This window comes from Sphingobium sp. B1D7B (genome assembly GCF_025961965.1).
Classification (GTDB): domain Bacteria; phylum Pseudomonadota; class Alphaproteobacteria; order Sphingomonadales; family Sphingomonadaceae; genus Sphingobium.
This window is the reverse complement of the sequence record NZ_JAOQOR010000001.1, coordinates 779,403-800,919: the sequence shown is the minus strand read 5'-3', so window position 1 is coordinate 800,919 and position 21,517 is coordinate 779,403. Positions and strand designations below refer to the sequence as shown.

General features: G+C 61.8%; 21 protein-coding genes. 3 read left to right on the top strand and 18 right to left on the bottom strand.

Translation table 11 applies throughout. The features are described from left to right. Positions 1-68: 68 nt before the first annotated feature. Positions 69-1,571, bottom strand: a complete 1,503-nt coding sequence (locus M2336_RS03760; protein WP_264574023.1) for a CpaF family protein — start codon at positions 1,569-1,571, stop codon at positions 69-71. A gap of 259 nt (positions 1,572-1,830) precedes the next feature. Between M2336_RS03760 and M2336_RS03755 the strand changes: the two genes are divergently transcribed. Genes M2336_RS03755 through M2336_RS03745 form a run of 3 tightly spaced genes read left to right on the top strand, consistent with a single transcriptional unit; the run spans position 1,831 to position 5,656 of the window. Next, positions 1,831-2,856, top strand: a complete 1,026-nt coding sequence (locus M2336_RS03755; protein ID WP_264574022.1) for a glycosyltransferase — start codon at positions 1,831-1,833, stop codon at positions 2,854-2,856. Continuing rightward, positions 2,832-4,523, top strand: coding sequence for a hypothetical protein (locus M2336_RS03750; protein ID WP_264574021.1), 1,692 nt, complete (start codon positions 2,832-2,834; stop codon positions 4,521-4,523). Before M2336_RS03755 ends, M2336_RS03750 begins: the two co-directional genes overlap by 25 nt. Then, entirely contained in the window at positions 4,523-5,656 is a 1,134-nt protein-coding gene (locus M2336_RS03745) for a glycosyltransferase (protein WP_264574020.1), read from the top strand. The genes M2336_RS03750 and M2336_RS03745 overlap by 1 nt, the downstream gene beginning before the upstream one ends. 27 nt (positions 5,657-5,683) lie before the next feature. Here the strand turns inward: M2336_RS03745 and M2336_RS03740 are convergent, their stop codons facing one another. The 17 genes from M2336_RS03740 to coaE all read right to left on the bottom strand — a co-directional run bounded on the left by M2336_RS03740 (position 5,684) and on the right by coaE (position 21,508). Continuing rightward, positions 5,684-5,938: an ATP synthase F1 subunit epsilon gene (locus M2336_RS03740; RefSeq protein WP_181561055.1), complete on the bottom strand. Its 255-nt coding sequence runs from the start codon at positions 5,936-5,938 to the stop codon at positions 5,684-5,686. Between the two features lie 149 nt (positions 5,939-6,087). Then, positions 6,088-7,533 (bottom strand): F0F1 ATP synthase subunit beta, encoded by a 1,446-nt coding sequence (atpD, locus tag M2336_RS03735; protein ID WP_181561056.1) that lies wholly within the window; start codon positions 7,531-7,533, stop codon positions 6,088-6,090. Positions 7,534-7,560: 27 nt separating this feature from the next. Continuing rightward, complete coding sequence (locus M2336_RS03730; protein WP_181561057.1) at positions 7,561-8,433, bottom strand: F0F1 ATP synthase subunit gamma; 873 nt, start codon at positions 8,431-8,433, stop codon at positions 7,561-7,563. Positions 8,434-8,517: 84 nt separating this feature from the next. Then, a complete protein-coding gene (gene atpA, locus M2336_RS03725) occupies positions 8,518-10,047 on the bottom strand; it encodes a F0F1 ATP synthase subunit alpha (protein WP_264574019.1) in 1,530 nt (509 codons plus the stop codon). Between the two features lie 30 nt (positions 10,048-10,077). After that, the gene (locus M2336_RS03720) at positions 10,078-10,632 is read right to left on the bottom strand and encodes a F0F1 ATP synthase subunit delta (protein WP_264574018.1); all 555 of its coding nucleotides are present in this window, start codon (positions 10,630-10,632) and stop codon (positions 10,078-10,080) included. Between the two features lie 152 nt (positions 10,633-10,784). Then, positions 10,785-12,560, bottom strand: coding sequence for a hypothetical protein (locus M2336_RS03715; protein ID WP_264574017.1), 1,776 nt, complete (start codon positions 12,558-12,560; stop codon positions 10,785-10,787). After that, positions 12,557-12,958, bottom strand: a complete 402-nt coding sequence (locus tag M2336_RS03710) for a GtrA family protein (protein ID WP_264574016.1) — start codon at positions 12,956-12,958, stop codon at positions 12,557-12,559. Before M2336_RS03710 ends, M2336_RS03715 begins: the two co-directional genes overlap by 4 nt. Before the next feature lie 7 nt (positions 12,959-12,965). Beyond that, a complete protein-coding gene (locus tag M2336_RS03705) occupies positions 12,966-14,498 on the bottom strand; it encodes an NAD(P)/FAD-dependent oxidoreductase (protein ID WP_264574015.1) in 1,533 nt (510 codons plus the stop codon). 87 nt (positions 14,499-14,585) lie between these two features. Next, a complete protein-coding gene (gene acs / locus M2336_RS03700; RefSeq protein ID WP_264574014.1) occupies positions 14,586-16,529 on the bottom strand; it encodes an acetate--CoA ligase in 1,944 nt (647 codons plus the stop codon). Between the two features lie 107 nt (positions 16,530-16,636). Next, the gene (locus M2336_RS03695; RefSeq protein ID WP_181561064.1) at positions 16,637-17,158 is read right to left on the bottom strand and encodes an MmcB family DNA repair protein; all 522 of its coding nucleotides are present in this window, start codon (positions 17,156-17,158) and stop codon (positions 16,637-16,639) included. A 106-nt stretch (positions 17,159-17,264) separates the two neighbouring features. Further along, positions 17,265-17,885, bottom strand: coding sequence for a cell wall hydrolase (locus M2336_RS03690; RefSeq protein WP_264574013.1), 621 nt, complete (start codon positions 17,883-17,885; stop codon positions 17,265-17,267). A gap of 174 nt (positions 17,886-18,059) precedes the next feature. Next, entirely contained in the window at positions 18,060-18,401 is a 342-nt protein-coding gene (locus tag M2336_RS03685) for a DUF1491 family protein (protein WP_264574012.1), read from the bottom strand. Continuing rightward, positions 18,398-18,910 carry a PaaI family thioesterase gene (locus tag M2336_RS03680; protein ID WP_264574011.1) on the bottom strand — a complete coding sequence of 171 codons (513 nt, stop codon included), beginning with the start codon at positions 18,908-18,910 and terminating at the stop codon, positions 18,398-18,400. The genes M2336_RS03685 and M2336_RS03680 overlap by 4 nt, the downstream gene beginning before the upstream one ends. Next, positions 18,870-19,337 carry a PTS sugar transporter subunit IIA gene (locus M2336_RS03675; protein WP_181561068.1) on the bottom strand — a complete coding sequence of 156 codons (468 nt, stop codon included), beginning with the start codon at positions 19,335-19,337 and terminating at the stop codon, positions 18,870-18,872. Before M2336_RS03675 ends, M2336_RS03680 begins: the two co-directional genes overlap by 41 nt. 181 nt (positions 19,338-19,518) lie before the next feature. Next, complete coding sequence (gene hpf, locus M2336_RS03670) at positions 19,519-20,106, bottom strand: ribosome hibernation-promoting factor, HPF/YfiA family (protein ID WP_264574009.1); 588 nt, start codon at positions 20,104-20,106, stop codon at positions 19,519-19,521. A 67-nt stretch (positions 20,107-20,173) separates the two neighbouring features. Continuing rightward, positions 20,174-20,875: a DNA polymerase III subunit epsilon gene (gene dnaQ / locus M2336_RS03665; RefSeq protein WP_264574008.1), complete on the bottom strand. Its 702-nt coding sequence runs from the start codon at positions 20,873-20,875 to the stop codon at positions 20,174-20,176. A 27-nt stretch (positions 20,876-20,902) separates the two neighbouring features. Further along, positions 20,903-21,508 (bottom strand): dephospho-CoA kinase, encoded by a 606-nt coding sequence (coaE, locus tag M2336_RS03660; protein WP_264574007.1) that lies wholly within the window; start codon positions 21,506-21,508, stop codon positions 20,903-20,905. Between the last annotated feature and the right edge of the window lie 9 nt (positions 21,509-21,517).

The window sequence follows — 21,517 nt, the reverse complement described above, 5'->3', positions numbered from 1 at the left end:
GGCGTTATGCGGCAAGATGTCGCAAGCCCGGACGGAGCGCAACCCAATGACGGACGAACGCGCTGCCCTTAGAGGCAGGCTTCGAGCAACGCCTGGTCGAAGCCGAAGCCGCGCGCCTTCTCCAGCGTATAGGGACGCAGGCCCATCGAGCGATATTCGCCGATGATCCGCCCGTCCGCATCTTCATCCAGATATTCGAACTTGAACAGCTCCTGGGTGACGATCACGTCGCCCTCCATGCCGATCACCTCGGTGACGTTGGTCACCCGCCGTGAGCCATCGCGCAGGCGCTTCACCTGCACGATCAGGTCCACCGAATCGGCGATCTGCTTTGAAATGGCTTCCTTGGGGATCTTGATGTCGCCCATCAGGATCATGTTCTCCATACGGCCGAGGCACTCGCGCGGGCTGTTGGAGTGGAGCGTACACATGGAGCCATCATGGCCGGTGTTCATGGCTGCGAGCAGATCGAAACACTCCGCGCCACGAATTTCGCCCAGAATGATGCGGTCCGGGCGCATACGCAGGGCGTTCTTGACGAGATCGCCGATGGTGATCGCCCCCTGCCCTTCCAGGTTCGGCGGCCGGGTTTCGAGCGGCAGCCAGTGCGGCTGCTGAAGACGCAGTTCCGCCGCGTCCTCGATGGTGATCACGCGCTCGCCCGGATCGATCATCTTGGAGAGGGCATTCAGCATCGTCGTCTTGCCCGAGCCGGTGCCGCCCGAAATCACGATGTTGAACCGGCAGGCCCCGGCGATCTTGAGCGCCGTTGCCATCTTGTCGGACATCGAGTCGCCCCGCGCCATGATGTCCAGCGTGATCGGCTTGGCGGCGAACTTACGAATCGAGATCGCCGTGCCGCGCAACGAGAGCGGCGGTACGATCACGTTGACGCGGCTACCGTCCGGCAGGCGGGCGTCCGCCAGCGGCGTGGTCTGATCGACCCGGCGGCCGACCTGATTCACGATGCGCTGGGCGATCTGGAACAGATGCTCCTCATCGCGGAAATGAATCTGCGCGAGCTGCAGCTTGCCCTTCTTCTCGATGTAGGTCTGGGCCGGGCCGTTGACCATGATGTCGCTGATATCCGGGTCGGCCAGCAACTCCTCGAGCGGCCCGAACCCGAGCAGCTCATCAACCAGCACCTTCTCCAGTGCAAACTGCTCGCGCCGGTTGAGCGTGAGCTTGAGCTGCGCCAGCACCTCCATGATGATCGGCCGGAATTCCTCGGCCAGCTCATCCTTGGTCAGCGTCGCGGCCGCCTCCGGGTCCACCCGTTCCAGCAAGCGCGGCAGCACCTGCTCCTTAATGCGATGGACGTTGGCCTCGAACCCCTGCGAATGATCGGTCTGCGCATGCTCGGAATTCATCCGCTCATTGAGGCGCCCGAGCGCATCGGCGTGACGATCGGGGGTGGGGTTGGCCGGAAGATCGGCCGGTACGGGTTCTGGCGATGGCGGGACCGATGGCGCGGGACTTGACTGCGAAGAGACGCCCGGCCCGTGCATAGGCCGCGCCAAGCCAAAGGACGATTTGCCGCCCAATCCGCTCTTTCGTCCAAATGCGTTCATGATGTCTGCTCAGTTATCTCAGGATGCATACCCGGAGGCATTCGACAGACAGAACTAGGCGGAAAACTTTGAGAAATGGATAATAGGGTCCCGGGTAGACGTCACTCAGAGACAGGTTCAACAGGGCCATACGCGAACTTGGATCAAATATTAACCATCAGGCCTTAGGGCGCGATGAATGATCATCGAGGTCTAATTGCAGATTTCAAATCATCTCAACCGACGCCGGACGACCCGCAGCCCGTTAAGGAGCAGGCAAGTGAAACTGATCATCCAGATTCCCTGCTACAACGAAGCCGAACATCTGCCTGCAACGCTGTTGAGCATTCCCCGTCAGATCACCGGCGTGGATTGCATCGAACTGCTTATTATAGACGATGGAAGCCATGACAACACGAGCGACATCGCGCTCCGCTTCGGCGTCCACCATATTGTGAAGCACCGAACCAACCGGGGTCTTGCCGCTGCATTTCAGACCGGACTCAATGCTGCTTTGAAGGCAGGCGCTGACATAATTGTCAACACGGATGCCGACGGCCAGTATGAGAGCAATGATATTGCCGCGCTCGTAGAGCCCATTCTAAAGGGTCAGGCCGACATCACGATTGGCGATAGAGGCGTTGCGAACAACGCGCATTTCAGCCTCGTGAAACGACATCTGCAGAAGCTCGGTAGCGCGGTTGTCCAAAGATTAGCACGCACGCACATCCCCGATGCCGTGAGCGGCTTTCGCGCACTAAGTAGAGAGGCCGCTCAACGCATCGCGATTACCAGCGAATTTTCCTACACTACCGATATGCTCATCCAGGCGGGTCGGAAACGGCTCGGAATCGTCAGCGTGCCTGTCCAGACCAACCGTACGCTCCGGCCGTCGCGCCTGTTTCGTAATATTCCCCAGTTCATCGTCAGCACTGGCACGACGATGGTGCGGGCCTACACAATGTACAATCCGCTACGAGTGTTCCTGATTGCGGGAGTGGCGTGCGCTGTCATTGGTGCTCTGCCTATCGTGCGCTTTCTCTACTTCGCCTTGATCGGCGAGACCGCTGGACACATCCAGTCTCTGATACTGGGCGGAGCACTGCTTGTCCTTGGCGTGGTGGCGGGAATGTTAGGCGTTCTCGCGGACCTCATCGCCGGTAATAGAAAACTTCTGGAAATGACATTGGAGCACGTGCGCCGGCTCGAGCATCAGTTCGGCACAAATAGTTCCTCAGCGAACCCTTCGTCCCTTCAAGGGGATGAAAAATATACGGTAGGATGGCCAAGAAAGCGAAGGCTGTGAAAATTCAAGATCGTCGCGATCGGTTTTCATTTATACCGGTCCTGCCAATTCGCTCTTTCTCCGCTTTCTCACCATTAGTCGGAATTATTTTCGTCCTAGTTCTACAAGCGACTATGGTGTTTCGGCGCGCCATCAACTGGGATTCATTCTGGCACTTCCACCTAGCCAACTTGCTTAATGAGGGCGTCCTCTACACGCCATTGCAGACCTACTTTATACGGCTGTTTAGCTGGGCAACTATGCTGCCAGGAACTGCGGTTGATCAGTTGATCGTCGTCCGCATGTTTATGTTCGGTTGCGAAATTATTGTTGCGGCCGCAATCGCGCTGCTCGCAAGGCGTTTTACAAATCTGTCGACTGGACTGCTCGCAGCGCTGTCATATTTGTCAGTCGGCTTTGTGCTTCAGCATGGCTTTTCTTTCCGAGCGGACCCCGGTCTGGCAGCGTTGGCGATGTCTGCTCTAGTCCTGCTGGCATGCAGTCCCTTTCGAGGCGTCTGGGTCGCAATTTTCGCAGTTCTTCTGGCACTAGCGTCAATGTTCAGCATCAAAATTATTTTGTACGCGCCGGCTTTTGCCGGCATTGCCTGGCTGCGCTGGCGTGAAGCCGGGTACGAAAAAGCATTCTTGTTTCGTTTACTGATAGCAGGGGTACTGACCGTTGGATCATTTGCACTACTCTTCGGCTATCATTCCACCGCTGGTGTTACGGTCGAGGTGGATAGCCAGACAGTACTCTCTCGTTCAGCCCAAAAAATGTTCGTGCTTGGGCTGCCCCCTTATTGGATGATGGCAATCAAGTTTGCAGCCCTCTCTGTTCCTTTCTTCATCATGATGATTCTATTCCCCCTCGCGATCCGAAAGTCCCAACTTTCTCTTTCTGAAAAAATAGCCATATTTGGTCTATTCTTACCAGTCATTACGCTAGCATTTTATCACAATACCGCGCCTTATTATTACGTATTCATGTTGGCGCCTGTCGCCGTTGCGTGTGCGCTTCCAGTTGCCATGGTCGCTAGGCGCTATGGCGTCTCACTCGTAACGGCGCTGTTTGTCCTGTCTGCTTCCCTCGTATGGGCTCAGGAAGACTTCACTGTGATAGACCGCCAAAGAAGCGTCCTCCTTGCCGCCAACGAAATTTTTCCTGAGGAGATCGCTTATTTCGATTTCTGCGGCATGTTGCCTAAGCACCGGAAAGCTAACATCTTCATGACTCCGTTCATGATGAACTTCTATCGCGAGGGGAGTATACCTTCAATGGTCGATACCATGCGTAAAGAAGTCGTGCCATTAGTTATCGAAAATGATTCTATGTTTACCCAGGTTTTGCGAACAAGGCAGCCGATAACACAGTTTCTCCCCGCCGACGCGACTGCGTTACGAGAAACCTACGTGCATTTCTGGGGGCCGTTTTGGGTCGCAGGAAGATATATTCCTGCAGGGACCGAGGATTTCAAAGCTGAGTTTCGTGTTCCGGGTCTTTATGTTTTAAGCGGTGGTGCGGTCTTATTGGATGGAAAACGTTTGAACCCAGGATCGGCGGTCCGAATTGATCGCGGCATGCATGAACTGACATCGTTAGGGGGAGCGGCGCTCCTTCGCTGGGGCAAAGACTTACGTCTGCCCGCCTCAGCAGCGCCGCCGCAGCCACTTTGGGTCTATTTCTGATGAGCGACGCCTTTTCGGTCCCGCGTTTCGTTGCTTGGGGTAGTTACGATCGCGGAAAGCCGCGAGTTCGGTTGCTTCTTGCCGCCTTGGGCAAACGGCAAGTTCTTGCTGCGCAGATCAATGTCGACATTTGGAAAGGCATTGAGGACAAGTCAGTGGTAGGCTGGTTAAAGCTTGCCAAATCAGCTTTGCGCCTCGTCCTCGGATACCCGATAGCATTATGGCGGCTTTTACGCCGACCCCGTGATGAACACGTCTTGTTGCTGTATCCCGCTATCATAGACATCTTCGTGGTATGGCCGCTCGCACGCCTTCGTAGTCAGACCATTGTATTCGATGCCTTCATACCGCTTTACGATACGTTAGTGAATGATCGGGATAAGGTTAGGGGAAACGGGCTAGCGGCGAGACTGCTTTGGAATATCGAGAAAGCTGGCCTTTTGCTCGCTGACTTTATCTTAGTAGATACGGATCAACACGGTGACTACTTCTCAGATAAATTTTGTCTTCGTCGAGACAAGTTCATAACGGTTCCCGTCGGGGCTGAGCCCGCTTTCTGGACTTCTCGGCTCCGGGCTTCATCAAGCAAGATTCCGAATTTGCCCAAACAGTATGTTTTGTTTTATGGCCAGTTTATTCCCCTCCATGGTATTTCCACCATTTTCTCTGCTGCTCTTCTGGCCAGAGACGCATCCATACATTGGCTAATAATCGGATCTGGGCAGGAGGAAGCCAAGGCTCGATCCTTCATCACGAAGCACGCGCTCCCTAATCTGACTTGGCTCCGTTGGGTCGATTACGCAGCGCTGCCAGATATCATTCGGAACGCAACGGTGTCGTTGGGTATTTTCGGGATCAGCGGAAAGGCGTCGCGGGTTATTCCGAACAAAATGTATCAGATATTGGCCGCCGGCGGCGCGATCATCACGCGCCAAAGTCCGGCGGTCGCTGCCTTAGCGCTCAATTTTCCAAACGCTATCCATCTCGTTCCTCCCGGAGATGCACGAGCTCTTGCTGATATCGTATTGAAGACCTGCGCTCAGCGTCGCGGCGATCCTGTGCCGCTAGCTGCCCGTAATTTCTTGTCGCCAGACAGAGGCATTGAGACGCTTATGAAAAAGCTGATGGAGTGAGGCCGCCACAAGTCAGGCGATCCTCGCTCAACCAGCCTTCTCAGCAAGCACCGTCAGGCCAGCTTCGCTCACTTCCGCAAAGCCCCCTTCGACCATGATCACGCGTGGCTCAGCGCCGTCGCGGTCGTAGACCTTGAGGGCGCCGTCCTTGACGGTGGACATGAAGGGCGCGTGGCCTTCCAGCACGCCGAATTCGCCCTCGGTGCCGGGCACGACGACCATGTGGACGTCCTGCGAGAGGACGAGCTTCTCAGGGGTCACGAGTTCGAAGTGCAGTGCCATGGTCTTCTCTCCCCCCTCACATCGGAGGGGTAAAGGGTGGAATGGTCCCGCCGGCTGAACATACCCGGCGCCGACCCTGTTTCGATTGCGCCTCGCGAGGGAGCGCCAGCGCCTCCCGCCATTGGCGAAAGGCGCTTCAAGCCGTCAGATCAGGCTGCTTCCGCCGCCAGCTTCTTGCCCTTCTCGATGGCTTCGTCGATGCCGCCGACCATGTAGAAGGCTGCCTCGGGCAGATGGTCATACTCACCGTCGACCACGGCCTTGAAGCTCTTCACCGTGTCTTCGATCTGGACGAACTTGCCCGGAATGCCAGTGAACACCTCGGCGACGTGGAACGGCTGCGAGAGGAAGCGCTGGATCTTGCGCGCACGGGCGACGGTGAGCTTATCCTCTTCCGACAACTCGTCCATGCCCAGGATCGCGATGATGTCCTGCAGCGACTTGTACTTCTGCAGCGTCTCCTGAACGCGGCGGGCCGTGTCGTAATGCTCCTGGCCCACGACAGCGGCGGTCAGCACGCGGCTGGTCGAGTCGAGCGGGTCGACGGCCGGGTAGATGCCCAGCTCCGAGATCGCGCGGTTGAGCACAGTCGTGGCGTCAAGGTGCGCGAAGCTGGTGGCCGGCGCAGGGTCGGTCAAGTCGTCTGCCGGCACGTAAATGGCCTGCACCGAGGTGATCGAACCCTTGTTGGTCGAGGTGATGCGCTCCTGCAGCGCGCCCATGTCGGTCGCGAGCGTCGGCTGATAGCCCACGGCCGAAGGAATACGGCCGAGCAGAGCAGACACTTCCGAGCCGGCCTGCGTGAAGCGGAAGATGTTGTCGACGAAGAAGAGCACGTCCTGCCCTTCCTGGTCGCGGAAATACTCGGCGATCGTCAGGCCCGAGAGCGCGACGCGCGCGCGGGCGCCCGGGGGCTCGTTCATCTGGCCGAACACCAGCGCCACCTTGGAGCCTTCCGGCGTCGGGTTGCCGTCGGCATCCTTGGCGATAACGCCGGCATCGAGGAACTCGTGATAGAGATCGTTGCCTTCGCGCGTGCGCTCGCCGACGCCGGCGAACACCGAGGTGCCGCCATGGCCCTTGGCGATGTTGTTGATCAGCTCCTGGATGAGCACAGTCTTGCCCACCCCGGCGCCGCCGAACAGGCCGATCTTGCCGCCCTTGGCATAAGGTGCGAGCAGATCGATGACCTTGATGCCCGTCGCCAGAATGCTGGTCTCGGTCGACTGGTCGACGAACTCCGGTGCCTTGGCGTGGATCGGCGCGGTGGTCGCGGCATTCACCGGGCCACGCTCGTCGATCGGCTCGCCAATCACGTTGAGAATGCGACCGAGCGTCATCGGGCCGACCGGCACCGAGATCTGCGCGCCGGTGTCGACCACGTCCTGACCGCGGGTCAAACCGTCGGTGGCGTCCATGGCAATCGTGCGCACGGTGTTCTCGCCCAGATGCTGCGCCACTTCGAGCACCAGCCGCTGGCCGTTATTGTCCGTCTCGAGCGCCGAGAGAATCGCCGGGAGCCGATCCTCGAAGATCACGTCGACGACGGCGCCGATCACCTGGCTGATCTTGCCGACATTGTTGGTGGCTGCCATGTCTCTGCTTCCTTGCCTGCTTGTCCGTTAAAGCGCTTCTGCGCCCGAAATGATTTCCACCAGCTCGGTGGTGATCGCGGCCTGACGGCTGCGGTTGTACTCGATCGTCAGACGATTGATGAGATCGCCAGCGTTGCGCGTCGCATTGTCCATCGCGGTCATCGATGCGCCCTGCTCGCTGGCCATGTTCTCCAGCAACGCCTTGAAGATCTGGATGGTGATGTTGCGCGGAAGAAGATCCGCGAGGATCGCTTCCTCGTCCGGCTCATATTCGACAGCGGCGCCCGAAGAGGCGGGCGCATCCGCCGGCACAGCGACCGGGATGATCTGCTGCTCGGTCGGCGTCTGCACCAGCGGCGAGCGGAACGCGGCATAGAAGAGATGGGCCACGTCGAACTCACCGGCAAAAAAGCGTTCGGAGATGTCCTGCGCGACGGCCTGCGCCTCGTCGAAACCGGGCGTGCGCACGTCCGTCGTATCGAACTGACCGGCGATGAGGCCGGGGAAGGTGCGCGCGATTACCGCGCGACCCTTGCGGCCGATGAGGTAGAACTTCACCGTCTTGCCCTGCGCGATCAGCACGCGCGCCTTGGCGACAGCCGCCTTGACGATGTTGGCGTTGAAGGCACCCGCCAGACCCTTGTCGCCATTGGCCACAACGAGCAGATGCACGTCGTCCTTGCCCGTGCCAGCAAGCAGACGCGGTGCGCTGTCGCCGGTCACCTTGCCGGCAAGACTGGCAACGACCTTCTCGAGCCGCTGGGCATAGGGGCGCCCGGCTTCGGCCGCCGCCTGCGCCTTGCGCAGCTTGGCCGCAGCGACCATCTGCTTGGCCTTGGTGATCTTCTGGGTCGACTTGACCGAGGCGATCCGACCCTTGAGTTCCTTGAGCGAAGCCACTGGCTCAACCTACCTTTTCATCGTCGTGCCGGTCATGCCGGCATCAGGTCCCCACCGGTTAGGCCGATGGGGATGCGAACCATCTCAGGCGAACGTCTTGCCGAACGCGTCCAGCACGTCCTTGACCTTGGCCTTCACATCGTCGCCGAGGTCACGGCTGTCGCGAATCGCGGTCAGGATATCGGCATGGTGGGCGCGCATATGGGCCAGCATCGCTGCTTCGTAGCGGGTGACGTCGCTGGTCGCGATGCCATCGAGATAGCCATTGGTGCCGGCGAAGATCGACACGGTCTGCTCCTCGAAAGGCAGGGGCGAGAACTGCGGCTGCTTGAGCAGCTCCGTCAGGCGCGCACCGCGGTTCAGCAGCTTCTGCGTCGAGGCGTCGAGGTCCGAGCCGAACTGGGCGAACGCTGCCATTTCGCGATACTGGGCCAGCTCCAGCTTGATCGAGCCGGACACCTTCTTCATCGCCTTGGTCTGCGCCGCCGAACCCACGCGAGACACCGAGAGACCCACGTTAATGGCAGGACGGATGCCCTGATAGAACAGGTTCGTTTCGAGGAAGATCTGACCGTCGGTGATCGAGATCACGTTGGTCGGAATGTAGGCGGACACGTCGCCGGCCTGCGTCTCGATGATCGGCAGCGCGGTGAGCGAACCGGCGCCATTGGCGTCGTTCATCTTGGCGGCACGCTCGAGCAGACGGCTGTGCAGATAGAACACGTCGCCCGGATAGGCTTCGCGGCCCGGCGGACGACGCAGCAGCAGCGACATCTGGCGATAGGCGACGGCCTGCTTGGAAAGGTCGTCGAACACGATCACGGCGTGCATGCCATTGTCGCGGAAATACTCGCCCATCGCGGCGCCGGTATAGGGCGCCAGGAACTGCAGCGGCGCCGGCTCGGACGCGGTGGCGGCGATGACGATGGAATATTCCATCGCGCCATTCTCTTCGAGCTGACGGACGATCTGCGCAACGGTCGAGCGCTTCTGGCCGACGGCGACGTAGATGCAGTAGAGCTTCTTGCTCTCGTCGGTGCCGGCGTTCGGGCCCTTCTGGTTGATGAAGGTATCGATCGCGACAGCGGTCTTGCCGGTCTGGCGGTCACCGATGATCAGCTCGCGCTGACCACGGCCGATCGGCACCAGCGCGTCAATGGCCTTGAGGCCGGTCTGCACCGGCTCATGCACCGACTTGCGGGGAATGATGCCCGGCGCCTTCACCTCGACGCGCGAACGCAGGTCCGACTGGATCGGGCCCTTGCCGTCAATGGGGTTGCCGAGGCCGTCGACCACGCGGCCGAGCAGACCCTTGCCGACCGGAACGTCCACGATGGTGCCGGTCCGCTTGACGACGTCACCTTCCTTGATCTCGGCGTCCGAGCCGAAGATCACGACGCCGACATTGTCGGCTTCCAGGTTGAGGGCCATGCCCTGCACGCCGTTGGAGAACTCGACCATCTCACCGGCCTGAACCTTGTCGAGGCCGTGGATGCGCGCGATGCCGTCACCGACGCTGAGCACGGTGCCGACTTCGCTGACTTCCGCTTCGGCGCCGAAGTTGGCGATCTGGTCCTTGATGACCTTGGAGATTTCTGCGGCGTTGATATCCATGTTCAGCCTTTCATCGGATTCTTTGGCGCGTTAGCCGCGCATCGCCTGGGCGAGCTTGTTCAGTCGGGTACGGAGCGAGCTGTCGATCATCTGGCTGCCCATCTTGACGACGAGGCCACCCATGATTTCGGGATCGACGGTAAGATCAAGAGCCATGTCGCGGCCCGTGCGCGCCTTGAGCTGCTTGGCCAGCGCATTCTGCTGGTCCTGGGTCAGCGGGAAGGCGGAGGTCACTTCCGCGCGCGTCTCGCCGCGATGGGCGGAGAGCAGCGTGGAGAATGCCCGAATCACGGCAGGAATCTGCGAGAGGCGGCGATTCTGCGCCAGTACGCCCAGCGTCCGCTCCGTCAGCGAATCGAGCCCGAGGCTCTGCGCTACGGCCTTGATTGCCTTGGCAGCATTGTCGCGGCCGACCAGCGGGCTCTGCGTCAATGCTTTGAGATCGTTCGATTCGGCCAGCGCGGCCTTGAGAGTCTCAAGGCTTGCCGCCACCGAATCGAGCGCCCCCTTGTCCCGCGCCAGCTCAAAAAGCGCGAGCGCATAACGCCCCGCCAAGCTAGCCTGAATACCGCTGGAATGCTCCACGCGCGCCTTGCCTCTTGTCCGAATTGAATCGCGCCAGAAAAGGGGAGGTACGGCTGCACCCCCCTTGACACGGGGGGGCGGTTAGCAGGGGTCGCCCTGCGATGCAAGTCGGGAGGGACAGGCCGGGCACGGATGCGCCGGAAGGCGTGACGTCAGCGCAAAATGCGGTACAAATGCGACCCCGGCTGCTGCAGGCGGTCATCGGGGACCAGCCAAGGCGGCACCTGTCCATCCGTCAGACTGGCAGCAAGGCCGTGAGGCGCGGCCTTGAGATAATTGCGCGCCTCCGGCGCGGTCGGGCACAGCAGCAGATATTGCGCGGGTGTCGCCAGAACGATCGCGCGCGCGTTGTCGGGCTTAGCTGTGAAGGCGCGAATGACCGTCGCCATCGCGGCACTGTTCCGATGATAGCCCGCTGCGATGATCGAGAGATTGGTGCGATAGAGAATCAGCGGTCCCATATCGATCGGCGCGAAGATCTGGCCGGACCCCAGAGACTTGAACATCGGGCTGGCGATGGCGGTCGGGCAGTCGCCATCCGTCCGCGCGTCGGTGCTGCCTTTATCGGGCGGGAACAGCATCTGGCCGAGCCCATAGGCCGGGAGTGCCGTCGAGAGGAGGAGGGTGCCCGCCATCGTGAGGCTCCAGCCGATTCGCGGCCGAAAACGATGGCGCTGGCCGGCGAGCAGCATAATGGCGGCGGCCATGCCGGGCAGGGCATAGAGCTCTGCCACCGCTGTCGCCCGCATCACGGCCATGCCGAGCAGCCAGGCGAATGTGACAGCCAGCGCCAAACCCAGCCACGTCATCGCATCGGATGACCGGCGACAAGCCCAGGCCCTCCACACGGCAGCGATGACACCGGGGAGAGGGGCCAGAATCATCAAGGTCGCGAACGCGCCGCCCTGTCGCCAAAAGGGCAGGCCCTCGCGGACGCTATAATACCAGTAATCGCGCACCAGAGGATCCAGCCCGGCAAATGGCCCCGCCAGACAGGCGGGCGCGATCAGCGCGACCGCAGCGGCGGCGCTGGCTCCGGCGACAATGAGCGGGACGAGGCGCATCGCTGGATTGGCGGGACGAAGCAGGCGGTCGACCAGGAAGAGCATTGCGCCCGCAATGAACAGCGCGGCGATGTAGGGCGCGGAGATCGCGTCGCAATGGCTCTCCACAATCAGGCCAGCGCCGCGGGTGCCGAGAATCAGCAACAGGCTCGCGCCGATCAGCGCCGCCATGAACAGATGGATGCGCCGGTCGCCGGTGCGCACAAACGCCAGCGCATAGAGGCCGGCGAACAGCGCCGCATAAGGCAGGCCTTCAATGGATACATGCATCCAGACCGCACAAGCCAGCGCACATCCAACCGCAGCCCAGCGGCCGGGCCGGGTCCACGCCAGCAGGGCGCAGGCGGCCATCAGCAACTGCCAGCCATGATGATCGACCCGCATCGGCGCAAACTGCAGCCCGACCATGAGGCAGGCGGGCAACAGGGCGAGCATCAGCAATGCGACTTCCCGCCCGGCGATATCCCGGAGCAGCCGGCCCATGACGAGCATCAGGGCGAGACAGAGCAGGGCAGGCACCGCCACCAATGCGACGACTTCCGCCATGGGCTGGCCGACAAGGGGCCGAAGCAGCACGATCACCAAAGCGATCGGCAGGTCCACCAGCCGGGACCAGTGCAGGTCCCCACCGGTCGGCAGATTCATGCGATATTGCGTGACGTCACTCCACGCCTGGCCATTCAGCCAGTCGCGGACCTGGACCATGCGCATGTAATTGTCCGGATCGCCGAGCGAACCCGCCCTCGTCTCGGTCCAATTGGGTATGGCGAGAAGGGCCATGGCGAAGAGCCAGATGAGCGGCACGTAGCGGTAAAAGGGCTCAGTGTGCCCGAGGCGCTGGCCCGAAACATCCCCGGCAGTCATACGAAAACGATCGCCTTGCGCAGCATATAGGTTGCCTGGAAACTGACAGCGACCGCCAGCGCCTTGGCGAGCAGGGGCATCACCCCGAGCATCGCGCCAAGCGCGACGATGCCGGTCGTCAGCGCCAGACCGATCAGCGCAGACCCCACGAACAGCGCCTTCTGACGAACGCGATCCGCGCCACTCGCAGCGACGCCTTGCGCGAAGACCAGACGCGAGGAGATCAGCCAGTGCATGAGGATTCCGGTCATATAACCAAAAGCCGCCGCGGCGGCAGGGGCCATGCCCAGGTGCAGGCCGGCCATGAATAGCCCGACGTCGCCAGCCAGCGCGACGAGGCTAGCAAGACCATAACGCAGATAGGTGTGGCCGAGCAGCCCGGCCAGGAACGCGCCCATCACCCGATCATGCCACCATGCGGCGCCCGGCGGGCACCGCTCGCTGGCTCTCCAGCGCCGCACGCTCTCCCGCGCTCAGGGCGCCCTCATGGCCCGCTTCATGATATTCGGCATCCTCGTTGACGCCCCAAATATCGAACACCCGCTTGCCGGCGATGATGTTGCGCACGGTCAGCATGGCCGTCATCATCGCGTGATCCTGATTGTTGTAGCGATGCATCCCGTTCCGCCCGATCAGGTGAAGCGTGGGATATTTGTCTTCCAGCTCGGCGCGAATGGCCGCGACATTCGCCGCATAAGCCTCGTCATAGACGGGATAGGCTTTCTCCTGACGCACCACAGCGCCGCCGACCACCTGATCCGCGCGGATGAGGCCCATCAGTACCATCTCCTCGGTCGCCAGCGCGATCAGCTCCTCATCGCTGGATGACCAGAGCCCGTCGCCTTCGAAGCAGAAATATTCGAGGCCCACGCAGGCGATATCGGGATCGGGCACCATTTCGGGTGACCAGCTGCGGAAATTCTGCACCCGACCCACCTTCACGCGCGGATCGTGAATGTAGATCCAATTGTCTGGAAACAGGTCTTCGGAGCGGATCATCAGCGCGACCGTCAGAAAATCGCGATAGTTGAGCGCCAGCGCGTGCCCGAGCGTCTTGGGCACCGGATGGATGCGGCTCGCCAGCTCCCGCATCGGCGCGGAGCTGATCACATGGTCAGCACTGATCGCGACCGTATCGCCGCCCGCCCGCGTCGCGGTAACGCGCCACCGGCCTGTCACCTGATCGCGGTGAATCTGCTTGAGGGCATGGCCCATCAGCACATGATTGCCGCCTTCGACCACGCGGTCGCGCGCCGCATCCCACATCATCCCGGGCCCGAGGCGCGGGTAGCGGAAATTCTCGAGCAGGGTCTTGGCACCCATGCCGTTGTTTGGCTTTTTGTTGAGGCCAAGGCTGCGCTTGAGGCCATCCAACACCGCCTTGCCCAGGCTCAGGCCCTTGATGCGCTGCGCCGCCCAGTCGGCGGACATGGTATCGCACGGCATCCCCCAGACCTTCTCGGTGTAGGTCTTGAAGAAGATGGAATAGAGCTTGCGTCCGAACTGGTTGACCACCCAGTCCTCGAAGCTGCGCACCGGCTTGATCGGCGCGACCTTGGCCTTGGCGTAGCTCAGCATGCAAAGGGTCGAGCGAATGATGCCGAGATTGCGCAGCGCCTCGAAGGCGCGCAGCGGATAGCTGTAGAAGCGGCCCTGATAATAGATGCGGCTCATTCTTGGCCGCTCGATGAAATCATGGGGCAGGATCTCGTTCCACAGATCGACCACCTCCTGCGACTTCGAGAAGAAGCGGTGCCCGCCGATATCGAAGCGGAACCCCTCATGCTCGACCGTGCGGCTGATGCCCCCGACCTGCGCGGAATCCTTCTCGATCACCGTCACGCGCAGCCCCGCCTTGGTCAGCAGATAGGCGGCGGTCAGCCCGGCTGGGCCAGCACCAATGATGGCCACATCAACGGAATGGGCGGAATTCGACATTCAGGCAGGTCCCCCGGAACCGAACAGGTCGACTCCGGGAGTGAAGGATCTTGCCTAATATTCCATTAATCCACGCCGCTCGGTGCCTCAGCGCGCCGGGCGCTGCCGGTTAGCGACGAGATGATCCACCACGGCCGGGTCTGCCAGCGTAGAGGTGTCGCCAAGCTGATCCACCGCGTCCTCGGCAATCTTGCGAAGAATCCGGCGCATGATCTTGCCCGAGCGGGTCTTAGGCAGGGCAGGGGCGAACTGGATCGCATCGGGCGTGGCGATCGGGCCGATCTCGTGGCGCACCCATTGCACCAGCGCCTTGCGCAGGTCGTCATCGCCCTCAATGCCGACATTCAGTGTGACATAGGCGTAGATGCCCTGTCCCTTGATGTCATGCGGCATGCCTACCACGGCCGCCTCGGCCACCTTGGCATGCGCAACCAGTGCCGATTCGATCTCGGCCGTGCCCATGCGGTGGCCGGAGACGTTGATGACGTCATCGACCCGGCCGGTGATCCAGTAATAGCCATCCTCATCGCGCCGGCAGCCATCGCCGGTGAAATATTTGCCGGGATAGGTGCTGAAATAGGTCTGGAAGAAGCGCTCATGATCGCCCCACACGGTGCGCATCTGGCCCGGCCAGCTCTCGGCAATCACCAGATTGCCCTCGCACGGGCCTTCGAGGACCTTGCCTTCGGTATCGACGATTTGCGGCACCACGCCGAAGAACGGCTTGGTGGCACTGCCGGGCTTGAGATCGATCGCGCCGGGGAGGGGGGTGATCATGTGGCCGCCGGTTTCGGTCTGCCACCAAGTGTCCATGATGGGGCAGCGCCCGTCGCCGACGACGCGGTGATACCAGTCCCACGCCTCGGGGTTGATCGGCTCGCCGACCGAACCGAGAATGCGCAGGCTCTTGCGGCTGGTCTTTTCCACCCAGGCATCGCCCTCGCGCATCAAGGCGCGGATCGCGGTCGGCGCGGCATAGAAGGTGCTGACGTTGAACTGATCGACCACCTGCCAGAACCGGCTGAAATCGGGATAATGCGGCACGCCCTCGAACATCACCGTCGTCGCGCCGTTGGCGAGCGGGCCGTAGACGATATAGCTGTGGCCGGTGACCCAGCCGATATCGGCAGCACACCAATAGATATCGCCGGGGCGGTAATCGAACACATAATGATGCGTCATCGCCGCCCAGAGCAGATAGCCTGCGCTGGTGTGCAGCACGCCCTTGGGCTTGCCGGTGGAACCGGAGGTGTAGAGGATGAACAGCGGATCCTCGGCACCGATTTCCTCGGCCGGGCAATCGTCCGAGACGCTGTCGCGCAGCACGTCATACCAATGATCGCGGCCCTCTGTCATCGCAACGGCATTGCCGGTTCGGCGCACCACGATCACCGACTCCACGCAGGTGCAATCGTCCAGCGCTTCATCCACATTGGCCTTAAGCGGGATGGTCTTGCCCCCGCGCACGCCCTCGTCCGCCGTGATCACCACCGAGGAATCGCAATCGGTTATGCGCCCCGCGAGACTGTCGGGCGAGAAGCCACCGAACACCACCGAGTGGATGGCGCCGATGCGGGCACAGGCGAGCATCGCCATCGCCGCTTCCGGGATCATCGGCATGTAGATGGTGACCCGGTCGCCCTTGCGGACGCCCTGCGCCTTCAGCACATTTGCAAAGCGGCAAACTTCCCCGTGCAATTCGCGATAGGTGATCGTGCGGCTCTCATCGGGATTGTCGCCTGCCCAGAGGATCGCCGGGACATCGCCGCGCTCCGCCAAATGCCGGTCGAGGCAATTGGCCGCGATGTTGAGCGTGCCGTCGGCGAACCATTTGATGCCGAAGTCCGCTTCATGGAAGCTGGCGTCCTTGACCTGGGTGAAGTCCTTGTTCCAGTCGAGCCGCGCCGCCTCCTTGCGCCAGAAACTGTCCGGCTCTGCAATCGATTGCGTATAAAGGCGTGAATAATCGTCACCGGTCACATAGGCGCGCTCGCGCCAATTCGCAGGCACAGGGTAGAGGGGCTGGCTCACGCACTTCTCCAAAGACTGTTATGCGCCAACCTTAGCCGTTTTGCCGGCCATGCCAAGTCCATCGCGGAGGACACGGAACGCCGGCCCAAAGAAGCAGGCGCCCAGTCTCAGGCGTCGTTGCTCCACAGCAACTGGCCGTCCGGATCGGTGATCTGAGTCAACCGGCGCGCCGCCCGGCGTGCAAGCCGCTGCACTTCGACCTTGCGCCGCGCGGGCGCCAGAGGCTCGCTGGGCGCGGGGCGGAGGATCTCGGCATCATATTGATCGGCGACGATGAGTCCCGTGCGGCCCGGCCACAGCGCCTCGGACTCGAACAGCGTGAGATCAAAGCCGGCAGGCACGGCCCAGAAGTAGCGATCGCAATAATCGAAATAGTCCGGCCATTTGCCGTCCCCGAGCAGGTCGGCACGGCTGCATTTGATTTCCACGGCAATGATCTGGCCGCGGGCATCCACGGCCATGATGTCCAGCCGGCGACCATTGGGGAGCGGCACTTCGGAAATGCCGAAAATATCGTGGCGCGCAAAGAGACGCAGCACCCCGCGCGTGACGGCCAGCGCCGTTCCATCGGTCAATGCAGGATCGCAGGCGATCACAGGTTCAGGCGCAGGTTCAGGATGTGAGGCCATGTGGAGGGATTAGAACACAATAAGAACAACTGCAAGCCAAGCTCAAACGAGACGGGCCGGCCCAGCGCTCTGCTGGCCCGGCCCGGCTGGTGACTGATTGGTTGGCTCAGCGGTAGAAGATATGACCGCCAATGCGCGTGAGGCGATCATGCTTCCAGTTCGGCGACACGCGCGCGGAATGGAAGAACAGGGCGCCTTCGACCGGGTTGTCCCAGCTTCCATCCAGAGCGATCTGGGCGATTGCGCGCGCCGTGCGCCACTGACCGGCATGGGTCGGCGTAGGCAGCTGGCCCTGACGAACGAAACTGAACTGACCCGGCTGCGTGACGACGCCGCACAGGCTGGCGGGGAAACGCCCGGACCGCGCCCGCTCAAGCACGACATTGGCGACGGCGAGCTGGCCGGTCAGGCTCTCGCTGCGCGCTTCATAATAAATGGTGGTGGCGAGACATTTCGCATCAGCGTCGGAAATCTCTTCGACATTGGCCTGCTGGACCAATTCGGCCAGCGAATCGACAGAGTCGGCAGAAGCGGCTTCGTTCGGAGCCGTCTCGGCATCGGGTTCAACCGTTGCGGGAGTCGTCAGGCTTGCAGCGACGACGGCGGGAACCTCGAGCATGGTCGAGAAACCTTGGCGGGCTGTCCCCTCAGGAGCAGCAGCCAGAGCGATTGTGGACGAGAGAAGTCCAACGGTCGCCACGATGGCGACCACGACACGATTGGGCATTCATTCTCAGTACTGTGCGGTGGGTCGGAGATCGGAATGCAGGTCGCATCTATCGTGCGACGCTCAGCGCTCCGGTCCGCCCCCCGTCTGCGTGTTTGCGATGACCTGTCCCCATGACGGCCACACGCAACCTGCGCGAGTTGGTGGGGCCTTTGGCCGCTCAGCTGGGAACTGTCAACTCGTGCACAGTATCTCGGCGGCGAGCCGTTCCCCGTCTGCGACATCCAGTTCCACGAACCAGATATCGGGGTCCACCCGGGTTCTTCTATCTATATATTGTGATATTTCAGAGTCTTGGGTTAAATCCCCAGGCCCGCAGGGGGTGAGCGAAAGAGTCCCGTCAAGGGACGTAACACGCTCAAAAAGCCCGATTGTCCGGCCGCGATCCACCGCCTGCACGACGATGGTTCCGCTCAACGGCTCCCCTTTGTGAAGCACGGTGCCATGCCCCCCCTGCGCCTGGACACGGCGCAACAGAACCCCGATGAGGATCTGGCTCGTCAGGCGCGCGGTCACCGGTCTCCTGCTTCCGGGCGCACATAACCCGGCAGGCCGACCAGCGGAATGGTGGAGCGCATGAACGTGCCGGTACCGCGACCGACTTCCTCGCCCTCGGCATCGACAAGGCGTGCCTCGGCGACAAAAACGCGCCGCTTGCCGCTCAGCCATTTCCCTTCCGCTACGATCGGCCCCGCCTTGAGCGGGCGGGTGAACAGCAGGTTGAATGCGGTGGTGAGGAGGAAGCGATCCGTGACGAGGCTGTTGGCGGCATAAAAAGCCGCATCGTCCAGCATCTTGAAATACAGCGTGCCATGGGTGGCGCCTGCGGCATGGAAATAGTCCGGCGTCACGTCGATGACGATGCGCGCCTCGCCGGGGGCCGAGATATCCAGCCTCGAGGGGAATAATCCGTTGATGGGCGCCGAGGCATAGAGCCGTTCGAGCGCCCGGAAATGCGCGGCCTCGCCGGATGGCGGCGTCCCGTCAGGCTGCGTCACGCGACTCGCCGCCGGCGAGCAGGGCATAGAGCGCGGCGTCCGAGCCAACGCCCCGAATGCGCGCAAGATGACGCTCGTTGCGCAGCAGGCGCGAGACGCGGGCCAGGGTCTTGAGATGCTCGGCGCCGCTATCCTGCGGGGAGAGCAGCATGAACACAACATCTACCGGCACATCATCGATCGCATCGAAGGGGATCGGCTCGGCCAGCAGGACCACCGCGCCATGGACGCTCTCAAGGCCTTCCAGCTTGGCGTGGGGAATCGCGATTCCGCCACCAAAGCCCGTCGAGCCAAGGCGTTCCCGCTCGGTGATGCGCTCGACAACCTCGGCGGCATCGAGCCCATAGGCATCGGCCGCCAACTGACCCAGCTTCAGGAAAAGCTGTTTCTTGTTAGGAAGGGCCACCGCGGACGAAACAGCGTTCGCCGCGAGCAAGTCGCTGAAATTATCCATGTTCAACCCGTGTCCTGCGGCCGACCTGGGGATTTCTGCGCCGGGGTGAAGTCCACCCATCACGGCCGCTTGGAGAAAACTTGGCCGGCTGATAGGCGCAAAGGCCATTCGGGTCAACCGGTTGCCGGGGACGGGGTCAGGGGAGGGAGGGCTGCGCATCGCGCGCAGCCCTCGAGCGCATTCAGGCGCGGGGCGGCTCCACCCAGCCGATGGTCCCGTCAGTGCGACGATAGACCATGTTGAAGGTGGCCGTGCTGCTGTTAAGGAACATGAGCGCATTGGTATTGCGCAGATCGAGCATCATCACCGCATCCGAGACGCTGGCGCGCGGAATATCCACGCGCATCTCCGCGATTACCACCGGTGCGTCGACGTCCACTTCCTCTTCCGCTTCGCTGGACTGGAAGACAACATAATTGGCATCGTCGATGCCGGGCGCATCGCGCTGGGCTTCGGCGGCGAGCGTCTGGCTGTGGCGATCCTTCAGCCGCCGCATGTAGCGGCGCAGCTGCTTTTCGATGCGTTCTGCGGCCTGATCGAAGCAGACATGGGCGTCATGGGCCTCGCCCGCGCCCTTGAGGATCAGCCCTGCCATCACATGGCAGACGATGTCGCAGCGAAAGGCGCCATGAGGCGCGTTGCTGAACGTCACGCTGGAGGAGATGGTGCGCGAGAAATACTTGTCGGCGATCGCCTGCATCCGCTCGGCAACATGCGCCTGAAGCGCCTCGCCGGTGTCGACCTGATGACCCGATACGCGGATTTCCATCTGATTTCTCCTTCTTGTTGGACCTGATGGTCTGTGAACGTGGCGCGCCGCCTAGTGAGGATAATCCTCAGGCCGGGCGATCGAGCCACAAAGGGTGATCGATCTTTTCCAGAAACGCGGCATGGCGCGCCAGTTCCTGCGGGCTCGGCGAAAACAGACGGGCCGGGCGGAACGGGCGGGCAGCCGGAATGGCCATGGATTGTGTGGTCGTCACGGTGACGGTGATCTGTTCTTCCGCCATCAAGGTGAGGCCGATCTGACGCCCGCCGGTCAGCTCTATATACAGCTGCGCGAGCAATTCCGCGTCCAGCAACGCGCCATGCTTGATGCGGTGGCTGCGGTCGATCCCGTAGCGGCTGCACAGGGCATCGAGGCTGTGCTTGGCACCGGGATGAAGAGTCCGCGCAATCGTCAGGCTGTCGATCATCCGCCCCATGTCGACGGTGGGATGGCCGCACCGCTCCAGCTCGGCGTTGAGAAAGCCGAAATCGAACCGTGCATTGTGCGCGACCAGCATGGAATCGCCGAGAAACTCGAGCAACTCTGCGGCCTTGCTGCCGAACAAAGGCTTGTCGGAGAGAAAGCGCGCGGACAGCCCGTGAACCGCCTCGGCCGAGGCGGGCATATCGCGCTGGGGATTGAAATAGGCGTGGTAGGTTTCGCCGGTCGGGATGCGATTGATCAGCTCGACACAGCCGATTTCGACAAGACGGTCACCGCTGAGCGGATCGAAGCCGGTGGTTTCAGTATCGAAGACGATTTCACGCATCGTGGCATTTCACTCGTTGGGGAGGCATTATCGGACCAGCGCCGTGCGAAGGCAAGCAACGAGACGAAAAATCCGTGCTCTCATCCGCCATTTGGGCTGTGCTGTATCCAGCACCAGGTCAGCGCGGCGTCGCTTGAGGTGATCGGGAAGCTGACTGGCCTTGATGGCTTCAAACCGCTTTGCGGTCATGCCGGGCCGGCGAAGCACGCGCCGCCGCTGGAGAGACGGCGCGGCGGAAACGACGACGACCATGTCCACGTGCCGCTCGCCCCGCGTTTCGAACAGCAGCGGGATATCGAGAACGACCATCGGCCGGCTGCGATGACGGCGCAGAAACGCTGCCCGCGCTCCGGCAACGGCGGGATGCACGATCCGTTCCAGGGCCCGCATTTCCTCCGGCTGGCCGATCACCCGGGCACCAAGCATCCGGCGATCGACGCCGGCAGCGCTGGTGGTGCCGGGAAAGCGCGCTTCAATCGCCCCGAGCAAGGCGCCGCCCGGCCCTTGCAATTGATGGACTGCGGCATCGGCATCGAACACCGGCACGCCCGCTGCGCGAAACATGGCGGCCGCGGTCGACTTGCCCATGCCGATCGATCCGGTCAGTCCGATGCGGAATGGACGATGTCTCACGCGCAGACC